This is a genomic window from Microbacterium sp. Root322, from assembly GCF_001425645.1.
GTDB classification, from domain to species: Bacteria; Actinomycetota; Actinomycetes; order Actinomycetales; family Microbacteriaceae; genus Microbacterium; species Microbacterium maritypicum.
Map to the genome: position 1 here is coordinate 569946 of NZ_LMCS01000003.1, position 19321 is coordinate 589266.

Consider the following 19321-nt stretch of genomic DNA (forward strand, 5'->3'; position numbering starts at 1 on the left):
GGAAGCACTCCTTCCATGTCGATGGTGCAAGCGCCACTGCCGGCCACGAAGGCGGAGCCCACCTCCGCCTCCGTGGCCGGCGGCCGGAAGCGACGCGGTCTCTCGATCGTCGCGGCCCGCCCCTGGCTCCTTCTCGCGCCCGGGCTGGCCATCCTCGCGGTGCTCATGCTCTGGCCGCTCATCCAGGTGTTCATCTACTCGCTGCAGGACTACGGCCTGCGCGAGATCAACACCGGGGAGAACAACTGGATCGGTCTCGACAACTACGTCGAGGCGCTCACCAACCCGACTCTCTGGACGGTGGTGCTGCCCAACACGGTCGGCTTCGCCGCTGTGGCGGTGTTCGTCACCGTCGCCGTGGGCACGCTCGTGGCTCTGCTGCTCGCGCGTCTGGGCACCACCTGGCGCGTCATCGTCTCCAGCTGCATCATGGTCGCCTGGGCGATGCCCGCCGTGACCGGCACCTATGTCTGGACCTTCATCTTCGATGCCGACCGCGGCATCTTCAACGCCGTGCTGCGTGACCTCGGTCTCATGGACGACCCGGTCAACTGGTTCACGAACCAGTGGTCGTTCTACGCCATCGTGCTCCTGAACGTGGTGCACCACGGATTCCCGTTCGTCGCCATCACGGTGCTCGCGGGACTGCTCGGCGTCTCGAAGGAGATGCTCGAGGCTGCAGCCCTCGACGGCGCCGGCGCCTGGCGCCGATTCTGGAAGATCATCTTCCCCACGCTCAAGCCCGTCTTCTCGGTCGTGATCATCCTGTCGACGATCTGGGACTTCAAGGTCTTCGCCCAGGTGTACCTGATGCCCGGCGGTGGCGGTGGCAACCGTCAGGTGCTGAACCTCGGCGTCTGGTCGTACGTGGAGTCCTTCGGTCAGAACCGCTACGGCTTCGGTGCGGCGCTCGCCGTGCTGCTCACGCTCGTCCTGATCGGCATCACGATCGTCTACATCCGCTCCCTCATGAAGGAGGACGAGCTGTGAACCCGCGCCCGAGGCTCCGCTCCCGCATCGGAATCGGAATCGCGGTCGCCGCGGTCCTGATCTTCACGCTGTTCCCCGTCTACTGGATGGTCTCCAGTGCCTTCGACGGCAAGGCCTCCAGTGGTGGGCAGTCGCTGCTCCCGCAGGAGTTCACGTGGGACAACTTCGCGTTCGTGCTCACCGACGGCGGATTCGGCACATACCTGCGCAACTCGGCGATCGTGGCGCTGGTCACCGTGCTCGTGAGCGCGCTCGTGTGTCTGCTCGCCGCCGTCGCCGTCGCACGGTTCAAGTTCAAGTTCCGCACCACGATCCTGATGATGATCCTGATCGTGCAGATGGTGCCGCTCGAGGCGCTCGTCATCCCGCTGTTCCTGCAGGTCAAGAGCCTGGGGCTGCTCAACAGCATCCTCGGCCTGATGGTCGTCTACGTCGCACTGTCGCTCGCCTTCGGGATCTGGATGCTGCGCGGCTTCGTGGCCGCCGTCCCGGTCGAGCTCGAAGAGGCCGCGTACATCGACGGTGCGAGCTGGTGGCGCATGTTCCGCTCGGTGCTGCTGCCGCTCGTCATGCCCGGCCTCGTGGCGACCAGCATCTTCAGCTTCATCACGGCGTGGAACGAGTTCATCTTCGCGATGACGATCCTCGGCGCTCAGACCGACCAGTACACGGTCTCGATCGGTCTGAAGTCGTTCTTCGGACTGCACTCCAACGACTGGGGCAGCATCATGGCCGCGTCGACCATCATCACCGTCCCCGTCATGATCTTCTTCGTGCTAGTGCAGCGCAAGCTCGCCTCCGGCATGGTGGCAGGAGCGGTGAAGGGATGACCGACGACCTCGAACGTCTCGCGAACGGCGTGCTGTGGCCGGGCTTCTTCGGCACCGAAGCGCCCCAGTGGCTGCGTGACGAACTGCGTGAGGGCCTGGCCGGAGTCGTGTACTTCGGGCAGAACGTCGGCGAGGGGCTTCCGGCTCTCAGCGCCGCGATCCTCGACGCGAACCCCGACGCCCTGATCGGCATCGACGAAGAGGGCGGCAGCGTCACCCGGCTCGAGTCGGCCACCGGATCGACCGTCCCCGGAGCCGCCCAGCTCGGTCTGCTCGACGACCTCGTCGCCTCCGAGAAGACCGGTGCGGAGCTGGCCAGACGTGTGCGGGCGGTCGGCGCCAACGTGGTGCTCGGTCCGGTCGCCGACGTCAACACCGACCCCCGCAACCCGGTGATCGGCGTGCGGGCGTTCGGCGATGACGAGGCGCTGGTCTCCCGGCACGTGGTCGCGACGATCGACGGCATCCAGGACGGGGCGGTCGCCGCCTGCGTCAAGCACTTCCCCGGCCACGGCGACACCCACATGGATTCGCATCACTCGCTCCCCGAGATCACGCTCGATCTCGAGGAGTTCGAGCGGGTGCACCTGGAGCCCTTCCGTGCGGCGATCGACGCCGGAGTTGACGCCGTCATGACCGCGCACATCGTGGTCCCGGCGTGGGGGGAGCAGCCCGCGACGCTCAACCCGCGGGTGCTCGGCATGCTGCGCGACTGGGGCTACGAGGGCGTCATCATCACCGACGCGCTCGACATGGCCGCGATCCGAGAGACGGTGGGACTCGGTGGGGGAGCAGCCCTGGCACTCGCCGCCGGAGCAGACCTCCTCTGCATCGGGAACCCCACCAACCCCGGTGATGCCGCTCTTCCCGATCAGGATGAGCAGGACTTCCGTGCGGCCAGAGACGGCATCATCGCCGCGCTGCGTGACGGTTCGCTCTCCCGGGCGCGCGTCGAGGAGGCCGCCGGCCGGGTCGCGGCTCTCGCGACCAAGCTCCGTGCGGCAGCCGCTGCCGCCGACGAGGAGGAGCCGACGGACGACTTCGACGCGGCCGAGATCGTGCGCCGTGTGGTGACGATCTCCGGCGGCGCCCTCGAGACGGCATCCGAGCTCGCCGTGATCGATGCGCGTCGCCGATCGACGCTCGCCGTCGACAGCGCCGGTTCCTACGTCGCGAGCGCGCTCGCGGAGGAGGGGCTGCGCGTGCGCCTCGACGTGGCATCCGCACCGGAGTCCGAACAGGATCGTGTGCTCGACGAGGTCACCGCGGCGGCAGGGACCACCGTGCTCCTGATCGATCGGCCCGACACGGATGCCGCGCAGCGTGCGCTCGTCGAACGCGCTGCCGTGCGTGATCCCCGCGCTGTCGTCGTCAACGTGGGTCTTCCCACCGTGAGCCCGTTGCCGCTGCCGACCGTGGAGGTCGCCGCAGCCAGTAGGCTCGGTGCGCAGACGGCGCGTGAAGCACTCCTGGGGTGCTTCACTGTGCAGCAGAGGATGACCAGCGCCGGCTGAGACAGGGATCCCTCATGGACGATGACGTTCTCGCTCGGGTGCGACGCTCGCTCCCCAAGGTGAGCGCTGCCGAGGCGCGCGTCGCGGAGACGATCCTGGGAGACCCGACACTCGTCGTCGATCTGGCCATCAACGATCTCGCCCAGCTCTGCCACACCTCGCTCTCGACGGTCGCCCGCTATGCCCAGTCACTCGGGTACAGCGGATACCGCGAGCTGCGGGTGGCTGTGGCACGTGCGGTCACGCTGGAACAGGCGCAGCAGGCCCGGTTCGGTCTCGACACCACGGCGATCGACCCCGACGACGGTCCGACGGCGATCGCCGCCAAGCTCGCCGCGCAGGAGATCGACGCGATCGAGAAGACGGCGCTCGCCCTCGATGCGGTCGCCCTCGACAGGGTCGCGCGTGCGGTGGTCGACGCCCGTCACATCGATCTCTTCGGACAGGCGGCGTCATCACTGACGGCTCAGGATTTGCTGCTGAAACTGTCGCGCATCGGCTGCTCGGTCTCGCACTCGTCGGACCCGCACCTCGCGGTCACCACGGCCTCGCTGCGCACTGCGGACGATGTGGCGATCGCGTTCTCCCACGGCGGGGAGACGGCCGAGACTCTGCGCGCGCTCGAGGTCGCCCGCGATGCCGGCGCCCTCGCAGTGGCGGTCACCAGCGCCCCCGATTCGCCGTTGGCGCTGGCGGCGGATGTCGTGCTGCTCACGCATGCGCACGAATCCCCGTTCCGGATGGCCGCGATGTCGAGCCGCATCGCTCAGCTCGCCCTCGTCGACGTGCTGTTCGTGCGCGTCGTGCAGCACCGCGGCGAGCCGGTCGCGGTCTCGCTGCAACGGACCCACGACGCGGTCCCCGCGCGCCGCCGCACCTGACCTTCCGGATTCTCCGTCCGGCCGGGGCGTCAGTCGACGTGGTCGCGGGTGCTGACCAGCGCGCGCGTCGCGATGCGGTGTCCCCGCGCGAGGCTTCCCGTGAGCGACAGGCCGGTGAGGATGCCGGCGAGGAAGCCGGCCGCGAAGGCGTCTCCTGCTCCGATCGTCTCCACCACGGGGGCGTCGAGGGCGTCGCTGTCGGCGGTCTCCGTGCCGTCGAAGGCGACCGCACCATTCGGGTCGGTCACGAGCAGGTACCGCGGCCGGGGGAACAGCGAGCGCAGCCGGCGCGGGTCGCTCGTTCCGAACACCACCTCCGCATCGGTGCGGGTGCAGAACACGATGTCCGCGCGACCAGCGAAATCGGAGACCATCCTCCGACCCTCCTCTTCGCGGCCTCGCCAGAGCGCGGGTCGCCAGTTCAGGTCGAAGCTGAGCAGCCGGTCGGGGTGCCGTTGCGTGTAAAGGGCCTCCTGGGCAGCGAGCGCCGAGGCAGACAGCGCGGGGGTGATCCCCGAGGTGTGCACGAGCGCCGCTTCGGCGAGGAGAGCGGATGCCACGGGCGTGGTCAGGGTCTGGGGTGAGATCGCCGCAGCGGCCGAGCCGGCGCGGTAGTAGTGCATGGTTCCGTCGACCGCGCCGTCGTCTCGAGCCGAGAGCTCCTTCACATACAGGCCGGTGGGCGCATCTCCGTCGACCTCGACCGCGGAGTCGTCGACGCCGTGGTCGCGCAGCTCGGCGGTGAGGAAGCGTCCGAAGCCGTCGTCTCCCACCCGGGAGAGGACCGAGGTGCGGATGCCCGCCGATGCCAGGGCGATCGCGGTGTTCCACTCGGCCCCTGCCAGGGAGCGGTGGAAGGTCCGGCATCCCTCGAGAGGACCGGCGGTGGCGGCGACGAGGGCGACCATGCCCTCGCCGAAGCAGACGGCGAGCGGGGTGGTGTCGGGCACGATCTGGACACTACCGGATCGATGTCTGTCGCGCCGATATCGGATTGCAACCTGGATGCGTTTGGCATCTGAGGATCTGCTGGGTACCGTCGAGTCATCACCGTCCCCGAGGCGAAGAAGCCTCGGGACGCGCAATGAAGCGCCCGACAGGGAAGGTCACACAATGCACCAATCAGTCAAGCGTCGGCGAGGACTCATCGCCGTAACCGGAGCCACGATCGCGGCGCTCGCCCTCGCGGGCTGCGTCGCCAGCGAGCGTGGCGATGAAGGGTCCGAAGGCTCGGGCGACGTCGACGGGACATTCGTCTTCGCCGCCTCCTCCGACCCGGCGAGCCTCGACCCCGCCTTCGCTCAGGACGGCGAGAGCTTCCGCGTCTCGCGTCAGATCTTCGAAGGTCTCGTCGGCACCGAACCCGGCACCGCGGACCCTGCGCCGCTGCTCGCCGAGTCGTGGGAGTCGTCGGAGGACGGCATGTCCCACACCTTCGCGCTGAAGGAGGACGTCACATTCCAGGACGGAACGCCGTTCAACGCCGAAGCCGTCTGCGTGAACTTCGACCGCTGGTTCAACTGGACCGGCCTCGCCGCGTCCGAGGCGTTCGGCTACTACTACAACAAGCTCTTCAAGGGGTACGCCTCCAACCCGGCCGACGCCGTGTACAAGTCCTGCACCCCTGACGGCGACTACTCGGTCACGATCGACCTCAACAAGCCGTTCGCCGGCTTCGTCGCCTCCCTCTCGCTCCCGTCCTTCTCGATGCAGAGCCCTTCGGCGATGCAGGAGTTCGGTGCGGACGAGGTCAGCGGCTCGGCGGAGTCCCCGCAGCTGTCCGAGTACGCGATGGGTCACCCGGTCGGTACCGGTCCCTACGCGTTCGACGAGTGGGCACCGGGCGAGCAGGTCACGCTCAAGGCCTACGACGGCTACTGGGGCGACGCCGGACAGATCGACGAGATCATCTTCCGCACGATCGACGACCCGACCGCTCGCCGTCAGGCGCTCGAGTCCGGCTCGATCGACGGGTACGACCTCGTCGGACCGGCCGACACCAAGGCCCTCGAAGACGACGGCTTCACGATGGTCTCGCGCCCGCCGTTCACGATCCTCTACCTCGCCTTCAACCAGGCGGTCCCGGAGCTGCAGGACCCGAAGGTCCGTGAGGCTCTGTCCTACGCGGTCGACAAGGACGCGCTGATCAGCCAGGTGCTCCCTGAGGGCACCCAGAAGGCGATCGAGTTCGTGCCCGAGGTCGTCAACGGCTACAACCCCGATGTCACGACCTACGACTACGACCCGGAGAAGGCCAAGGCGCTGCTGGCCGAGGCCGGGTACACCGAGGCGAACCCGTTGAAGCTCACCTTCAACTACCCGGTCAACGTCTCGCGTCCCTACATGCCGGACCCCGAGCAGATCTTCACGGTGCTCTCGTCCCAGCTGTCCGAGGTCGGCGTCGAGACCACCCCGGTCTCGGAGGAGTGGGTCGAATACCTCGACCGCACCACCGGCACCGCGGATCACGGCATCCACCTGCTCGGCTGGACCGGCGACTACAACGACACCGACAACTTCGTCGGCGTCTTCTTCGGCCAGCAGAGCTCCGAGTGGGGCTTCGACAACCCCGAGCTGTTCCAGAAGCTGAACGAGGCGCGCGGCGTCTCCAACCTCGAGGAGCAGACGGCGCTGTACGAGGAGATCAACGAGATGGTCGCCCAGTTCATCCCTGGAGTCCCGCTCGCGCACCCGGCGCCGACCCTGGCGTTCGACCCGCGCGTGAAGAGCTACCCCGCCAGCCCGGTGAACGACGAGGTCTTCACGGACATCGTCCTCACCAAGTAGGCCTGACCACTTGATATGTCGACCCCCGGTCCCGCGCATTCGGCGGGACCGGGGGAACGGCGTACCTTCTGATCGACGGAGATCTTCGTGCTGCGCACCATCGGCAGGCGACTGCTGTTCCTCATTCCCACCCTGTTCGGGCTCAGCATCCTGCTGTTCGCCTGGGTCAGGGCCCTCCCCGGCGGCCCCGCGGTCGCCCTGCTCGGCGAGAAGGCCACGCCAGAGGCTGTCGCGAGAGTCAACGAGCTCTACGGCTTCGACAAGCCCCTCATCGAGCAGTACTTCATCTGGATCGGACGCCTTCTCCAGGGAGACTTCGGCACCTCGATCCAGACCAACAGGCCGGTGACGGAGGAGTTCCTCCGCCGGTTCCCCGCGACGCTGGAGCTGAGCGTCATGGCGCTCATCTTCGCCGTCGGCATCGGCATCCCGCTCGGGTACTGGGCGGCTCGCCGTCACGGCAAGTTCACCGACCATGCCTCGGTCGTGCTGAGCCTGATCGGCATCACCATCCCGGTGTTCTTCCTCGCGTTCATCCTGAAGTACGTCTTCGCGGTGCAGCTGGGATGGCTGCCTTCGGACGGACGCCAGAATCCACGAATAGATGCCACCCATCCCACCGGGTTCTATGTGTGGGACGGCATCATCACCGGAGAGTTCGATGCCGCATGGGATGCGATCCTGCATCTGATCCTGCCGGCGCTCGCACTGGGCACCATCCCACTCGCGATCATCGTCCGCATCACCAGGGCGAGTGTCCTGGAGGTGCAGAACGCGGACTACGTGCGCACGGGTCGGGCGAAGGGCGTCGGGTCGCCGACGCTGCGCAACCGCTTCATCCTGCGAAACGCCATGCTCCCGGTGATCACCACGATCGGCCTGCAGACGGGGCTGCTGATCTCGGGGGCGGTGCTCACCGAGACGGTGTTCGCCTTCCCTGGCATCGGCTCGTTCCTGGCGAGAGCCATCTTCACCAGGGACTTCCCCGTCCTCCAAGGGTTCATCATCTTCATCGCGATCGCATACGCGTTGATCAACCTGGCGGTGGACGTCTCCTACAGCTTCATCGATCCGAGAGTGAGGGTGCAGTGATGTCACTCCCCACCGTGCGAAAGGAGGCGGTCGTATGAGCATCGCCCTCCCGCCCGCCCAGGGCCCTTCGGCAGAGAGCGGCGGCAGCATCGACACCGTCGCGATCGCCCAGGCCGATCTGAAGAACGGTTCCGGCGGATTCTGGCGGGACGTGTTCCGTCGCCTCCGTCGCAATCCGACAGCGTGGATCGGCGCGGCCATCGTCTTGGCGTTCCTGCTCATCGCAGTCCTCGCGCCCCTGCTCGCTCCCTTTCCGGAGACGGCGCTGCCGGGTGCGAAGTACATCACGCCCACCTACATCCCGGGTCCGGGAGAGCTGCCGCAGTTCCCTCTGGGCCTGGACCGCTTCGGCGGCGACGTGCTGTCCAAGCTCATCTGGGGCGCGCAGGCGTCGCTCATGATCGGCGTCATCTCCACCGCGATGGGTCTGGTCGGGGGCATGATCCTCGGCCTGCTCGCCGGTACGTTCGGCGGATGGGTGGACACCCTCATCATGCGCATCGTCGACATCATCCTGTCGGTGCCGAATCTTCTGCTCGCGGTGTCGATCGCCGCGATCCTCGGTCAGACCCCGTTCGCGATCATGATCGCGATCGGTGCATCGCAGGTGCCGATCTTCGCTCGCCTCCTGCGCGCGTCGATGCTGCAGCAGCGGTCGAGCGACTACGTGCTCTCCGCGCAGACCCTCGGTCTCGGTCGCGGCAAGATCACCATGTCGCATGTGCTGCCCAACGCCATCGGTCCGGTGATCGTGCAGGGGACCCTGACGCTGGCGACCGCCGTCATCGATGCGGCGGCCCTGTCGTTCCTCGGCCTCGGCGGCGGACGTCCGGAGACGGCGGAGTGGGGCCGCATGCTCACCTACGCGCAGTCCGAGCTGGCCATCGCGCCGTGGCTCGCCTTCCTTCCCGGTATCTGCATCGCGGTCACCGCGCTCGGCTTCACCCTGCTGGGTGAGGCGCTGCGCGAGGCGATGGATCCCCGGACGAGGGCACGATGAACGCGCGGGAAGACGGCGCCGTGAGCGCCGCGAAGGAGAAGCAGATGTCGACCGAACCGCTGTTGTCGGTCCAGGGGCTGGCCGTGGACTTCGCCACCATGGACGGTGTCGTGCACGCCGTGGAGGGCGTGGACCTCGAGATCCGCCCCGGCGAGACCGTCGCGATCGTGGGGGAGTCCGGCTCGGGCAAATCCACCACCGCGATGGCGATCATCGGGCTGCTCGCCGGGGGCGGCAAGATCGCCTCCGGCAGCATCCGCCTCGACGGGAAGGAGATCTCGCGTGCGTCGGAGCATGAGATGCGCGCGATCCGCGGTCGTGACATCGGTCTCGTGCCGCAGGACCCGATGTCCAACCTGAACCCGGTCGCGAAGATCGGCACCCAGGTGGCGGAGACGCTGCTCGCGCACGGCCTCGCCACACGGCAGAACGTGCAGACCAAGGTGGTCGAGGCCCTGACCGCCGCGGGCCTTCCCGACCCGGCGCGACGTGCGAAGCAGTATCCGCACGAGTTCTCCGGCGGCATGCGTCAGCGCGCGCTCATCGCGATCGGGCTGGCGTGCAAGCCCCGACTGCTGATCGCCGACGAGCCCACGAGCGCCCTCGACGTCACGGTGCAGCAGACGATCCTCGACCAGATCGGACAGATGACTCGCGAGCTGGGAACGGCCGTGCTGCTCATCACACACGACCTGGGGCTCGCGGCAGAGCGTGCCGAGCGGGTGATCGTTATGCATCGCGGCAAGGTGGTCGAGCAGGGCGATGCCCGGCAGATCCTGGAGGACCCGCAGCATCCGTACACGCAGTCGCTCGTGAAGGCGGCCCCCTCGGTCGCCGCGGCCCGCCTGCAGCCGGAGGCGTTCCGTGTGCAGGAGAGGGCAGCGGAGGCGAGCACCGTCGCCGAGACGGCTCCCGCCGACAACATCGTCGAGATCGAGAACCTCACCAAGGTGTATCCGGTGCGCGGACGCGGGGAGGACTTCGTAGCCGTCGACGACGTGTCGCTGGTGATCCCGCGCGGCGAGACCGTGGCGATCGTGGGCGAGTCCGGCTCGGGCAAGACCACGACGGCACGGATGCTGCTCAAGGTGATCGAGCCGACCAGCGGGCTGATCCGCTACGAGGGCAAGGACATCGCGTCGCTGACTCGGGCGGAGACGAAGGAGTTCCGGCAGCAGGTGCAGCCGATCTTCCAGGATCCGTACTCGAGCCTGAACCCGATGTTCACGATCGAGCGCCTGATCGCCGAACCGTTGGAGTTCTACAAGAGGGGAAGTGGCGCCGACCGACGCAGGCGCGTGCGTCAGCTGCTGGATGACGTGGCTCTGCCGCAGTCGATGCTGCGTCGGTACCCGTCCGAGCTGTCCGGTGGGCAGCGGCAGCGCGTCGCGATCGCCCGTGCCCTCGCCCTCTCGCCCGATCTGATCGTGTGCGACGAACCGGTGTCGGCGCTCGATGTGCTCGTGCAGGACCAGATCCTGAAGCTGCTCGGCGACCTGCAGAGCGAGTACGGGTTGAGCTATCTGTTCATCTCGCACGACCTCGCGGTGGTGCGACTGATCAGCGACTACGTGTGCGTGATGAAGGACGGCAAGCTCGTCGAGGCCGCCACCTCGGAGGAGATCTTCACGAACCCCCGCGACCCGTACACCCGGCGTCTGCTGGCGTCGATTCCCGGCAACGAGCTGGGCATCGCCTCCTGACGACGGTCGTCCGCCGAGACCCACCCCGCTCGTCGAGACCCATCTCCGCAGTCGTCTGCGGGGGTGGGTCTCGACACAGAAGGTGGGTCTCGGCGTCCCCGCAGGGGCACTCATACCGCAGCTTCCGAGATTGGTCAAGGACTGCGCTTGCCATGTCGCATAATCGTGCGTATAGTAGGTAGTTGCGCTCGCTTCTCCCTGCCCTCATATGGTGGTCGGCATCTGTTGAGTTCCCGGGCGCACACTCCACCTGACGACAAAGGAATCGAGAAGCCCTGCGGGGCTCACGGAGGTTATTCCCTTGGCTGCTGCTCGCAACGCATCCACATCCACCACCACCAAGAACGGACGCGGAGCATCCCGTCTTTCGTTCGCCAAGATCTCCGACACGCTGACGGTCCCTGACCTTCTCGCCCTGCAGACCGAATCCTTCGGTTGGCTGGTCGGCAACGACGCCTGGAAGGCGCGCGTGGCCGAGGCCAAGAAGCAGGGTCGCACCGACGTCAACGAGAACAGCGGTCTGGGCGAGATCTTCGAGGAGATCTCTCCTATCGAGGACCTCGGCGAGACGATGCAGCTGTCGTTCACGAACCCCTACCTCGAGCCGGAGAAGTACTCGATCGAGGAGTGCAAGGAGCGTGGCAAGACCTACGCCGCTCCGCTGTACGTCGAGGCCGAGTTCATGAACCACCTCACGGGTGAGATCAAGACCCAGACGGTCTTCATGGGCGACTTCCCGCTGCAGACCGACAAGGGCACGTTCATCATCAACGGCTCTGAGCGAGTCGTCGTGTCGCAGCTCGTGCGCTCGCCGGGTGTCTACTTCGACAAGACCCCCGACAAGACGAGTGACAAGGACATCGTGTCGGCTCGCGTCATCCCGAGCCGTGGAGCATGGCTCGAGTTCGAGATCGACAAGCGCGACCAGGTGGGCGTGCGCGTCGACCGCAAGCGCAAGCAGTCGGTCACGGTCTTCCTCAAGGCGCTGGGCATGACCAGCGAGGAGATCCTCGCCGAGTTCGCCGGCTACACCTCGATCGAGGAGACGCTCGCGAAGGACACGATCGTCACCAAGGAAGATGCGCTCCGCGACATCTACCGCAAGCTCCGTCCGGGCGAGCAGGTCGCTGCCGAGGCCGCGCGCGCGCTGCTGGACAACTTCTACTTCAACCCGAAGCGCTACGACCTGGCCAAGGTCGGTCGCTACAAGATCAACCACAAGCTGGGCCTGGACCAGCCGCTGAACTCTTCGGTGCTGACCGTCGAGGACATCGTGGCCACGATCAAGTACCTCGTGCGTCTGCACGCCGGTACCGAGGAGACCTTCACGGGCATCCGCGGTGGCAAGAAGGCCGAGATCCGTCTCGCGACCGACGACATCGACAACTTCGGCAACCGTCGCATCCGCGCGGTCGGCGAGCTGATCCAGAACCAGGTCCGCACCGGTCTGTCCCGCATGGAGCGCGTCGTCCGCGAGCGCATGACCACGCAGGACATCGAGGCGATCACCCCGCAGACCCTGATCAACGTGCGCCCCGTCGTCGCCGCGATCAAGGAGTTCTTCGGAACGTCGCAGCTGTCGCAGTTCATGGACCAGAACAACCCGCTCGCGGGTCTGACGAACAAGCGTCGTCTGTCCGCGCTCGGCCCCGGTGGTCTCTCGCGTGACCGCGCCGGCGTCGAGGTCCGTGACGTCCACCCCTCGCACTACGGCCGCATGTGCCCGATCGAGACGCCTGAAGGCCCGAACATCGGTCTGATCGGTGCTCTCGCGACCTTCGCGCGCATCAACTCGTTCGGTTTCATCGAGACCCCGTACCGCAAGGTCGAGGGTGGCGTCGTCACCGACCAGATCGACTACCTGACCGCTTCCGAAGAGGTCGACTTCAACATCGCGCAGGCCAACGCCCCGCTCGATGCCAAGGGTCGCTTCATCGAGAGCCACGTCCTGGCCCGTCCCAAGGGCGGTAGCGGTGAGGTCGACATGTTCCTCCCGGAGGACATCGGCTACATCGACGTCTCGCCGCGCCAGATGGTGTCGGTCGCGACCTCGCTCGTGCCCTTCCTCGAGCACGACGACGCACAGCGCGCCCTCATGGGTGCCAACATGCAGCGTCAGGCTGTGCCGCTGCTTCGCAGCGACTCGCCGCTCGTCGGAACCGGTATGGAGGGCTACACGGCCATCGACGCCGGTGACGTCATCACCGCCGAGAAGGCCGGTGTCGTCTCCGAGGTCTCCGCAGACCGCGTCGTCGTCATGCTCGACGAGGGCGGAACGCAGGAGTACCACCTCCGCAAGTTCGACCGCTCGAACCAGGGCACGTCGTACAACCAGAAGGTCGTCGTCAACGCCGGTGAGCGCGTCGAGGTCGGAGAGGTCATCGCCGATGGCCCCGCCACCGAGAACGGTGAGCTGGCCCTCGGAAAGAACCTCCTCGTCGCCTTCATGACGTGGGAGGGCTACAACTTCGAGGACGCGATCATCCTGAGCCAGGACCTGGTGAAGGACGACACCCTCTCCTCGATCCACATCGAGGAGTACGAGGTCGATGCTCGCGACACCAAGCTCGGCAAGGAGGAGATCACCCGTGACCTCCCCAACGTCAGCCCGGAGCTGCTGAAGGACCTCGACGAGCGCGGCATCATCCGCATCGGTGCCGAGGTCCGCCCCGGCGACATCCTCGTCGGCAAGGTCACGCCGAAGGGTGAGACCGAGCTGTCGGCCGAGGAGCGTCTGCTCCGCGCGATCTTCAACGAGAAGAGCCGCGAGGTCCGCGACACGTCCCTGAAGGTGCCTCACGGCGAGCAGGGCACGATCATCGCGGTCAAGGAGTTCAACGCCGAGGACGGCGACGACGAGCTCGGCTCTGGCGTCAACCGCCGCGTCGTGGTCTACATCGCCCAGAAGCGCAAGATCACCGAGGGTGACAAGCTCGCCGGCCGTCACGGCAACAAGGGTGTCATCGCGAAGATCCTCCCGATCGAGGACATGCCGTTCATGGCGGACGGCACCCCGGTCGACATCGTGCTCAACCCGCTCGGTATCCCCGGTCGAATGAACTTCGGTCAGGTCCTCGAGACCCACCTCGGGTGGATCGCGAAGCAGGGCTGGAAGGTCGAGGGCACCCCGGAGTGGGCATCCCGTCTGCCGGAGCAGGCCTTCGAGGCAGCTCCCGGCACGAAGGTCGCCACCCCGGTGTTCGACGGTGCGAGCGAGGAGGAGATCGCAGGTCTCCTCGACGCGACCATCCCGACCCGCGACGGTGTGCGTCTGATCGACTCCACCGGAAAGGCCCAGATGTTCGACGGCCGCTCCGGCGAGCCGTTCCCGGCGCCGATCTCGGTGGGCTACATGTACATCCTGAAGCTGCACCACCTGGTCGACGACAAGATCCACGCACGCTCCACGGGTCCGTACTCGATGATCACCCAGCAGCCGCTCGGTGGTAAGGCGCAGTTCGGTGGACAGCGCTTCGGTGAGATGGAGGTGTGGGCCCTCGAGGCCTACGGCGCCGCATACGCGCTCCAGGAGCTCCTCACGATCAAGTCCGACGACATCCTCGGCCGCGTCAAGGTGTACGAGGCGATCGTCAAGGGCGAGAACATCCAGGAGCCCGGCATCCCCGAGTCCTTCAAGGTGCTCATGAAGGAGATGCAGTCGCTCTGCCTGAACGTCGAGGTCCTCTCGGCCGACGGCACGCTGGTGAACCTCCGCGACACCGACGATGAGGCGTTCCGCGCCGCAGAAGAGCTCGGTATCAACATCTCCAGCCGCTTCGAGGCCGCCTCGATCGACGAGATCTAATCCGCAGGTGTGCCCGGGATCCAACTCCCGGGCACACCCCAGCAGACTTCTCAAAAAGAATTTCCGACACAGGAGAACTAGTGCTCGAGTCCACAACTTTCGATGAGCTTCGCATCGGCCTGGCGACCGCAGACCACATCCGCGCGTGGTCCTACGGCGAGGTCAAGAAGCCCGAAACCATCAACTACCGCACCCTGAAGCCGGAGAAGGATGGTCTCTTCGGAGAGCAGATCTTCGGCCCGTCCCGCGACTGGGAGTGCGCCTGCGGCAAGTACAAGCGTGTCCGCTTCAAGGGCATCGTCTGCGAGCGCTGCGGCGTGGAGGTCACCAAGAGCTCCGTCCGTCGTGAGCGCATGGGTCACATCGAGCTCGCCGCTCCCGTCACCCACATCTGGTACTTCAAGGGCGTGCCCTCGCGTCTGGGCTACCTGCTCGACATGGCGCCGAAGGACCTCGAGAAGGTCATCTACTTCGCCGCCTACATGGTCATCTCGGTCGACGAGGAAGCTCGTCACCGCGACCTGGGCACGCAGGAGAACAACATCCGTCTCGAGCTGAAGACGCTCGGCGACCGCCGCGATTCCAAGATCGCGGAGCGCCTGGCCAAGCTGGAGGAGGAGCTCGCCGCTCTCGAGGCGGAGGGTGCCAAGGCCGACGCCAAGAAGAAGGTCAAGGACGCCGCCGAGAAGGAGATGTCGCTCATCCGCAAGGGTGCCGACGAGGCGATCCTGAAGCTGGAGCGCGTGTGGGAGGACTTCCGCACCCTCGAGGTCGGCGCCCTGCGCCCGGAGGACGACGTCTTCCACGAGCTGCAGGACCGGTTCGGACAGTACTTCGAGGCCTACATGGGTGCCGAGTCGATCCAGCGCCGCCTTGCGGCCTTCGACCTCGTCGCCGAGGCGGAGAACCTGCGTCTGCAGATCTCCGAGGGCAAGGGCCAGCGCAAGATCCGTGCGATCAAGCGCCTCAAGGTCGTCAGCTCGTTCCTCGAGACCGGCATGAGCCCGGCCGCGATGGTCCTCGACGTCGTCCCGGTGATCCCGCCGGAGCTGCGCCCGATGGTCCAGCTCGACGGTGGCCGCTTCGCGACCAGTGACCTGAACGACCTGTACCGTCGCGTGATCAACCGCAACAACCGTCTTCGTCGTCTGATCGACCTCGGTGCCCCCGAGATCATCGTCAACAACGAGAAGCGCATGCTGCAGGAGGCCGTCGACGCACTGTTCGACAACGGTCGCCGTGGTCGCCCCGTCACCGGTACCGGCAACCGTGCCCTGAAGTCCCTCAGCGACATGCTGAAGGGTAAGCAGGGTCGTTTCCGCCAGAACCTGCTCGGAAAGCGTGTCGACTACTCTGGCCGTTCGGTCATCATCGTCGGGCCGCAGCTGAAGCTGCACCAGTGCGGTCTGCCCAAGCAGATGGCTCTGGAGCTCTTCAAGCCGTTCGTCATCAAGCGCCTGATCGACCTCGGTCACTCGCAGAACATCAAGGCGGCCAAGCGCGCCGTCGAGCGCACCCGTCCCGAGGTCTGGGACGTGCTCGAGGAGATCATCCGTGAGCGTCCGGTTCTGCTGAACCGTGCACCCACGCTGCACCGCCTCGGCATCCAGGCGTTCGAGCCTCAGCTCGTCGAGGGCAAGGCCATCCAGCTGCACCCGCTCGTCTGCGCGGCGTTCAACGCCGACTTCGACGGTGACCAGATGGCTGTCCACCTGCCGCTGTCGGTCGAGGCTCAGGCCGAGGCACGTGTGCTGATGCTCGCGTCGAACAACATCCTGAAGCCGTCTGACGGTCGTCCGGTCACCCTGCCTTCGCAGGACATGATCATCGGCCTCCACCACCTGACCACGGTCAAGGAGGGTGCAGCCGGCGAGGGACGTGCGTTCGGTTCTGTGGGCGAGGCGATCCTGGCCAAGGACGAGGGTTCCCTCGACCTGCAGGCGAAGATCCGCATCCGCATCCCCGGTCTGACCTTCCTCGAGGGCGAAGCTCCCGAGGGCTACGAGCGTCACGGTCTCGTCGACGCCTCGCTGGGTCAGGCGATCTTCAACGACACGCTGCCCAAGGGCTACCCGTTCGTCCGCGAGCAGGCTGACAAGAACAAGCTGTCGCAGATCGTCAACAAGCTGGCCGAGGAGTACCCCAAGGTCGAGACGGCTGCGTCGCTGGACCGCATCAAGGACGCCGGTTTCTACTGGGCCACGCGCTCCGGTGTGACCGTCGCCCTGAGCGACATCCTCACCCCGCCGAACAAGGCGGAGATCGTCGCCGGCTACGAGAAGCAGGCCGCGAAGGTCCAGTCGCAGTACGAGAAGGGTCTGACGACCGACTCCGAGCGTCGCCAGGAGCTCATCAAGATCTGGACCGAGGCCACCGACGAGGTTCAGGCCGCCATGAAGGCGAACTTCCCCGAGGACAACACCATCAACCGCATGGTGTCGTCGGGTGCTCGTGGTAACTGGCTGCAGATCCGGAACATCGCCGGTATGCGTGGTCTGGTGAACAACCCCAAGGGTGAGATCATCCCGCGTCCGATCATCTCCTCGTACCGCGAGGGTCTGTCGGTTGCGGAGTACTTCATCGCGACGCACGGTACCCGTAAGGGTCTGGCCGACACCGCTCTGCGTACCGCCGACTCGGGTTACCTGACCCGTCGTCTGGTGGACGTCTCGCAGGACGTCATCATCCGCGAAGAGGACTGTGGCACGTCGAAGGGCCTCGAGCTCCCGATCGCCGCTCCGAACTCGCAGGGTGAGCTCGTGCGCGACGCGAACGTCGAGAACTCGGTGTTCGCTCGTACGCTGGCCTCCGACGTCGTGAACGAGTCGGGCGAGGTTCTCGCCTCGGCCGGTGACGACGTGGGTGACGTGCTGATCGACAAGCTCGTCGGACTCGGTGTCGAGAGCATCAAGGTGCGCTCGGTCCTGACCTGCGACTCGGCTGTCGGTGTCTGCGCGCAGTGCTACGGCCGTTCGCTCGCGACCGGCAAGACGGTCGACATCGGAGAGGCCGTCGGCATCATCGCGGCCCAGTCGATCGGTGAGCCCGGTACCCAGCTGACGATGCGTACCTTCCACACGGGTGGTTCGGCATCGGCGGATGACATCACGCAGGGTCTTCCCCGTGTGCAGGAGCTCTTCGAAGCGCGTACCCCCAAGGGCGCGTCGCCGATCGCCGAGGCCGATGGCCGCATCACGATCGACGAGACCGACAAGGGCAAGAAGGTCATCCTCACGCCCGACAGCGGTGACGAGCCGGTCATCTACCCGGTGCTGAAGCGTGCGACGCTTCTCGTCGAGGACGGGCAGCACGTCACGGTCGGTCAGCCGATCCTGGTGGGCACGCTCGACCCCAAGGAGATCATGCGCGTCATGGGTGCTCGCGAGGTGCAGCGTTACCTCGTCGGCGGCGTCCAGGGCGTGTACCGCTCGCAGGGTGTGCCGATCCACGACAAGCACATCGAGGTCATCGTCCGTCAGATGCTCCGCAAGGTCACCGTCGTCGATCACGCCGACACGAACCTGCTGCCGGGTGAGATGGTCGACCTCAAGCGCTACCAGTCGATCAACCGCGAGACAGTGGCAGAGGGCAAGCGCCCCGCGTCGGGCCGTCCGGAGCTGATGGGTATCACGAAGGCGTCGCTCGCGACCGAGTCGTGGCTGTCGGCCGCCTCCTTCCAGGAGACGACCCGCGTGCTCACCGAGGCTGCGATGCAGGGCAAGCGTGACCCGCTGGTCGGTCTCAAGGAGAACGTCATCATCGGTAAGCTCATCCCCGCCGGAACCGGTCTCTCGAAGTACCGCGACGTCACGGTCGAGGCCACCGAGGAAGCCAAGAGCGAGCGCTACCCGAACCGGATCTTCGCATCCGACGGCGCGTACGCTGACGGTGACTTCGGCTACGTCGACTTCGACGCGTTCTCGACGGACGACATCACCCCCGGCACTTACAACTGATTGAGTGCTGAGTGACTGAGAAGGCCCCAGGCGATTCGCCTGGGGCCTTCTTCGTGCCCTGGTGCAGTCGCGTGGCGCCTGGTAGCCGCGCGGTGGACGCGGTCAGCCGAAGAGGTGCTCCACGATGCTCGAGGTGTACCCGCTCGGCGCCAGGTTCGAGTAGCGCGTGTCGATGAGCACATCCTCCCGCCAGAAGAGGGTGCGGCCGTCGGTCACCGGGTACTGCGCATTGGGCCAGGTCTTCTCGCAGCGCGTGCCGCCGTCCGGGGTGAAGCAGGAGAAGCCCTCATCGTTCGCGAGAGCGTTCAACATGTCGAGCGCGGGTCCGCGGTTCATCCGGGAGATCGTGGTCGTGAGACCGGTCGTGTCGGCGCCGGGGTCGGCCCAGATGCACGTCAGAGTGCCGTCGGAGCCCACACCGGAAGGGCCGAAGGCGGCGTCGTTGAGCGGTGTCTCCCCGAGTTCGGCCAGGACGGCGTCCGACAGGATCGCACGGCAGTCGGTCGGGAGCGCGACGGGTGCGCTGGTCGGCGTGGGGCTGGGCGACGGCGAGCCGGTCTGCTCGGGGTCGGCCGTCTCGCTCCCTGCCGGGCTCGGCGAAGCGCTCGCGCCGCCCGTCTGCGGGGTGCAGGCGGTCAGTGCGACGAGGAGGAGGAGTGCCGCGGCAGCGCCGGTGAGTCGGGGCTTCATGGCCACACCGTACTGCGCATCGGTGTCGGGATGGCAGAGGATCGCGGTGTTGCCGTCGGCTCCCCGTGCCGCG

The 19321-nt window shown here is 66.6% G+C and carries 12 protein-coding genes; 10 read left to right on the forward strand and 2 right to left on the reverse strand.

The window, feature by feature from the left end:
• Positions 1–15: 15 nt before the first annotated feature.
• From ASC55_RS15100 to ASC55_RS15115, 4 genes are read left to right on the forward strand one after another with little or no spacing between them, the layout of a single operon-like run.
• A complete protein-coding gene (locus ASC55_RS15100; RefSeq protein WP_055877170.1) occupies positions 16–990 on the forward strand; it encodes a carbohydrate ABC transporter permease in 975 nt (324 codons plus the stop codon).
• Positions 987–1820 carry a carbohydrate ABC transporter permease gene (locus tag ASC55_RS15105; protein ID WP_017828171.1) on the forward strand — a complete coding sequence of 278 codons (834 nt, stop codon included), beginning with the start codon at positions 987–989 and terminating at the stop codon, positions 1818–1820. The genes ASC55_RS15100 and ASC55_RS15105 overlap by 4 nt, the downstream gene beginning before the upstream one ends.
• Entirely contained in the window at positions 1817–3334 is a 1518-nt protein-coding gene (locus ASC55_RS15110) for a glycoside hydrolase family 3 protein (protein ID WP_055877174.1), read from the forward strand. Before ASC55_RS15105 ends, ASC55_RS15110 begins: the two co-directional genes overlap by 4 nt.
• A gap of 14 nt (positions 3335–3348) precedes the next feature.
• The gene (locus tag ASC55_RS15115; protein WP_055870098.1) at positions 3349–4215 is read left to right on the forward strand and encodes a MurR/RpiR family transcriptional regulator; all 867 of its coding nucleotides are present in this window, start codon (positions 3349–3351) and stop codon (positions 4213–4215) included.
• 29 nt (positions 4216–4244) lie between these two features.
• Here ASC55_RS15115 and ASC55_RS15120 read toward each other — a convergent pair whose 3' ends face one another.
• Positions 4245–5165, reverse strand: a complete 921-nt coding sequence (locus tag ASC55_RS15120) for a sugar kinase (RefSeq protein WP_055877179.1) — start codon at positions 5163–5165, stop codon at positions 4245–4247.
• A gap of 163 nt (positions 5166–5328) precedes the next feature.
• Between ASC55_RS15120 and ASC55_RS15125 the strand changes: the two genes are divergently transcribed.
• The 6 genes from ASC55_RS15125 (at position 5329) to rpoC (ending at position 18558) form a co-directional block, all read left to right on the forward strand.
• Complete coding sequence (locus ASC55_RS15125) at positions 5329–7002, forward strand: ABC transporter substrate-binding protein (RefSeq protein ID WP_055870104.1); 1674 nt, start codon at positions 5329–5331, stop codon at positions 7000–7002.
• Between the two features lie 87 nt (positions 7003–7089).
• Positions 7090–8094: an ABC transporter permease gene (locus ASC55_RS15130; RefSeq protein WP_017828176.1), complete on the forward strand. Its 1005-nt coding sequence runs from the start codon at positions 7090–7092 to the stop codon at positions 8092–8094.
• Positions 8095–8128: 34 nt separating this feature from the next.
• A complete protein-coding gene (locus tag ASC55_RS15135; protein WP_055877183.1) occupies positions 8129–9094 on the forward strand; it encodes an ABC transporter permease in 966 nt (321 codons plus the stop codon).
• On the forward strand, positions 9091–10797 hold the full coding sequence (locus tag ASC55_RS15140) for an ABC transporter ATP-binding protein (RefSeq protein ID WP_082524382.1): 1707 nt from the start codon (positions 9091–9093) through the stop codon (positions 10795–10797). Before ASC55_RS15135 ends, ASC55_RS15140 begins: the two co-directional genes overlap by 4 nt.
• Positions 10798–11098: 301 nt before the next feature.
• The gene (rpoB, locus tag ASC55_RS15145) at positions 11099–14602 is read left to right on the forward strand and encodes a DNA-directed RNA polymerase subunit beta (protein ID WP_055870115.1); all 3504 of its coding nucleotides are present in this window, start codon (positions 11099–11101) and stop codon (positions 14600–14602) included.
• 80 nt (positions 14603–14682) lie between these two features.
• Positions 14683–18558 carry a DNA-directed RNA polymerase subunit beta' gene (gene rpoC / locus ASC55_RS15150; RefSeq protein WP_055870118.1) on the forward strand — a complete coding sequence of 1292 codons (3876 nt, stop codon included), beginning with the start codon at positions 14683–14685 and terminating at the stop codon, positions 18556–18558.
• A gap of 102 nt (positions 18559–18660) precedes the next feature.
• On the opposite strand, the gene ASC55_RS15155 is transcribed toward rpoC, so the two are convergent.
• Positions 18661–19248 (reverse strand): hypothetical protein, encoded by a 588-nt coding sequence (locus ASC55_RS15155; RefSeq protein WP_055870121.1) that lies wholly within the window; start codon positions 19246–19248, stop codon positions 18661–18663.
• Positions 19249–19321 lie beyond the last annotated feature (73 nt).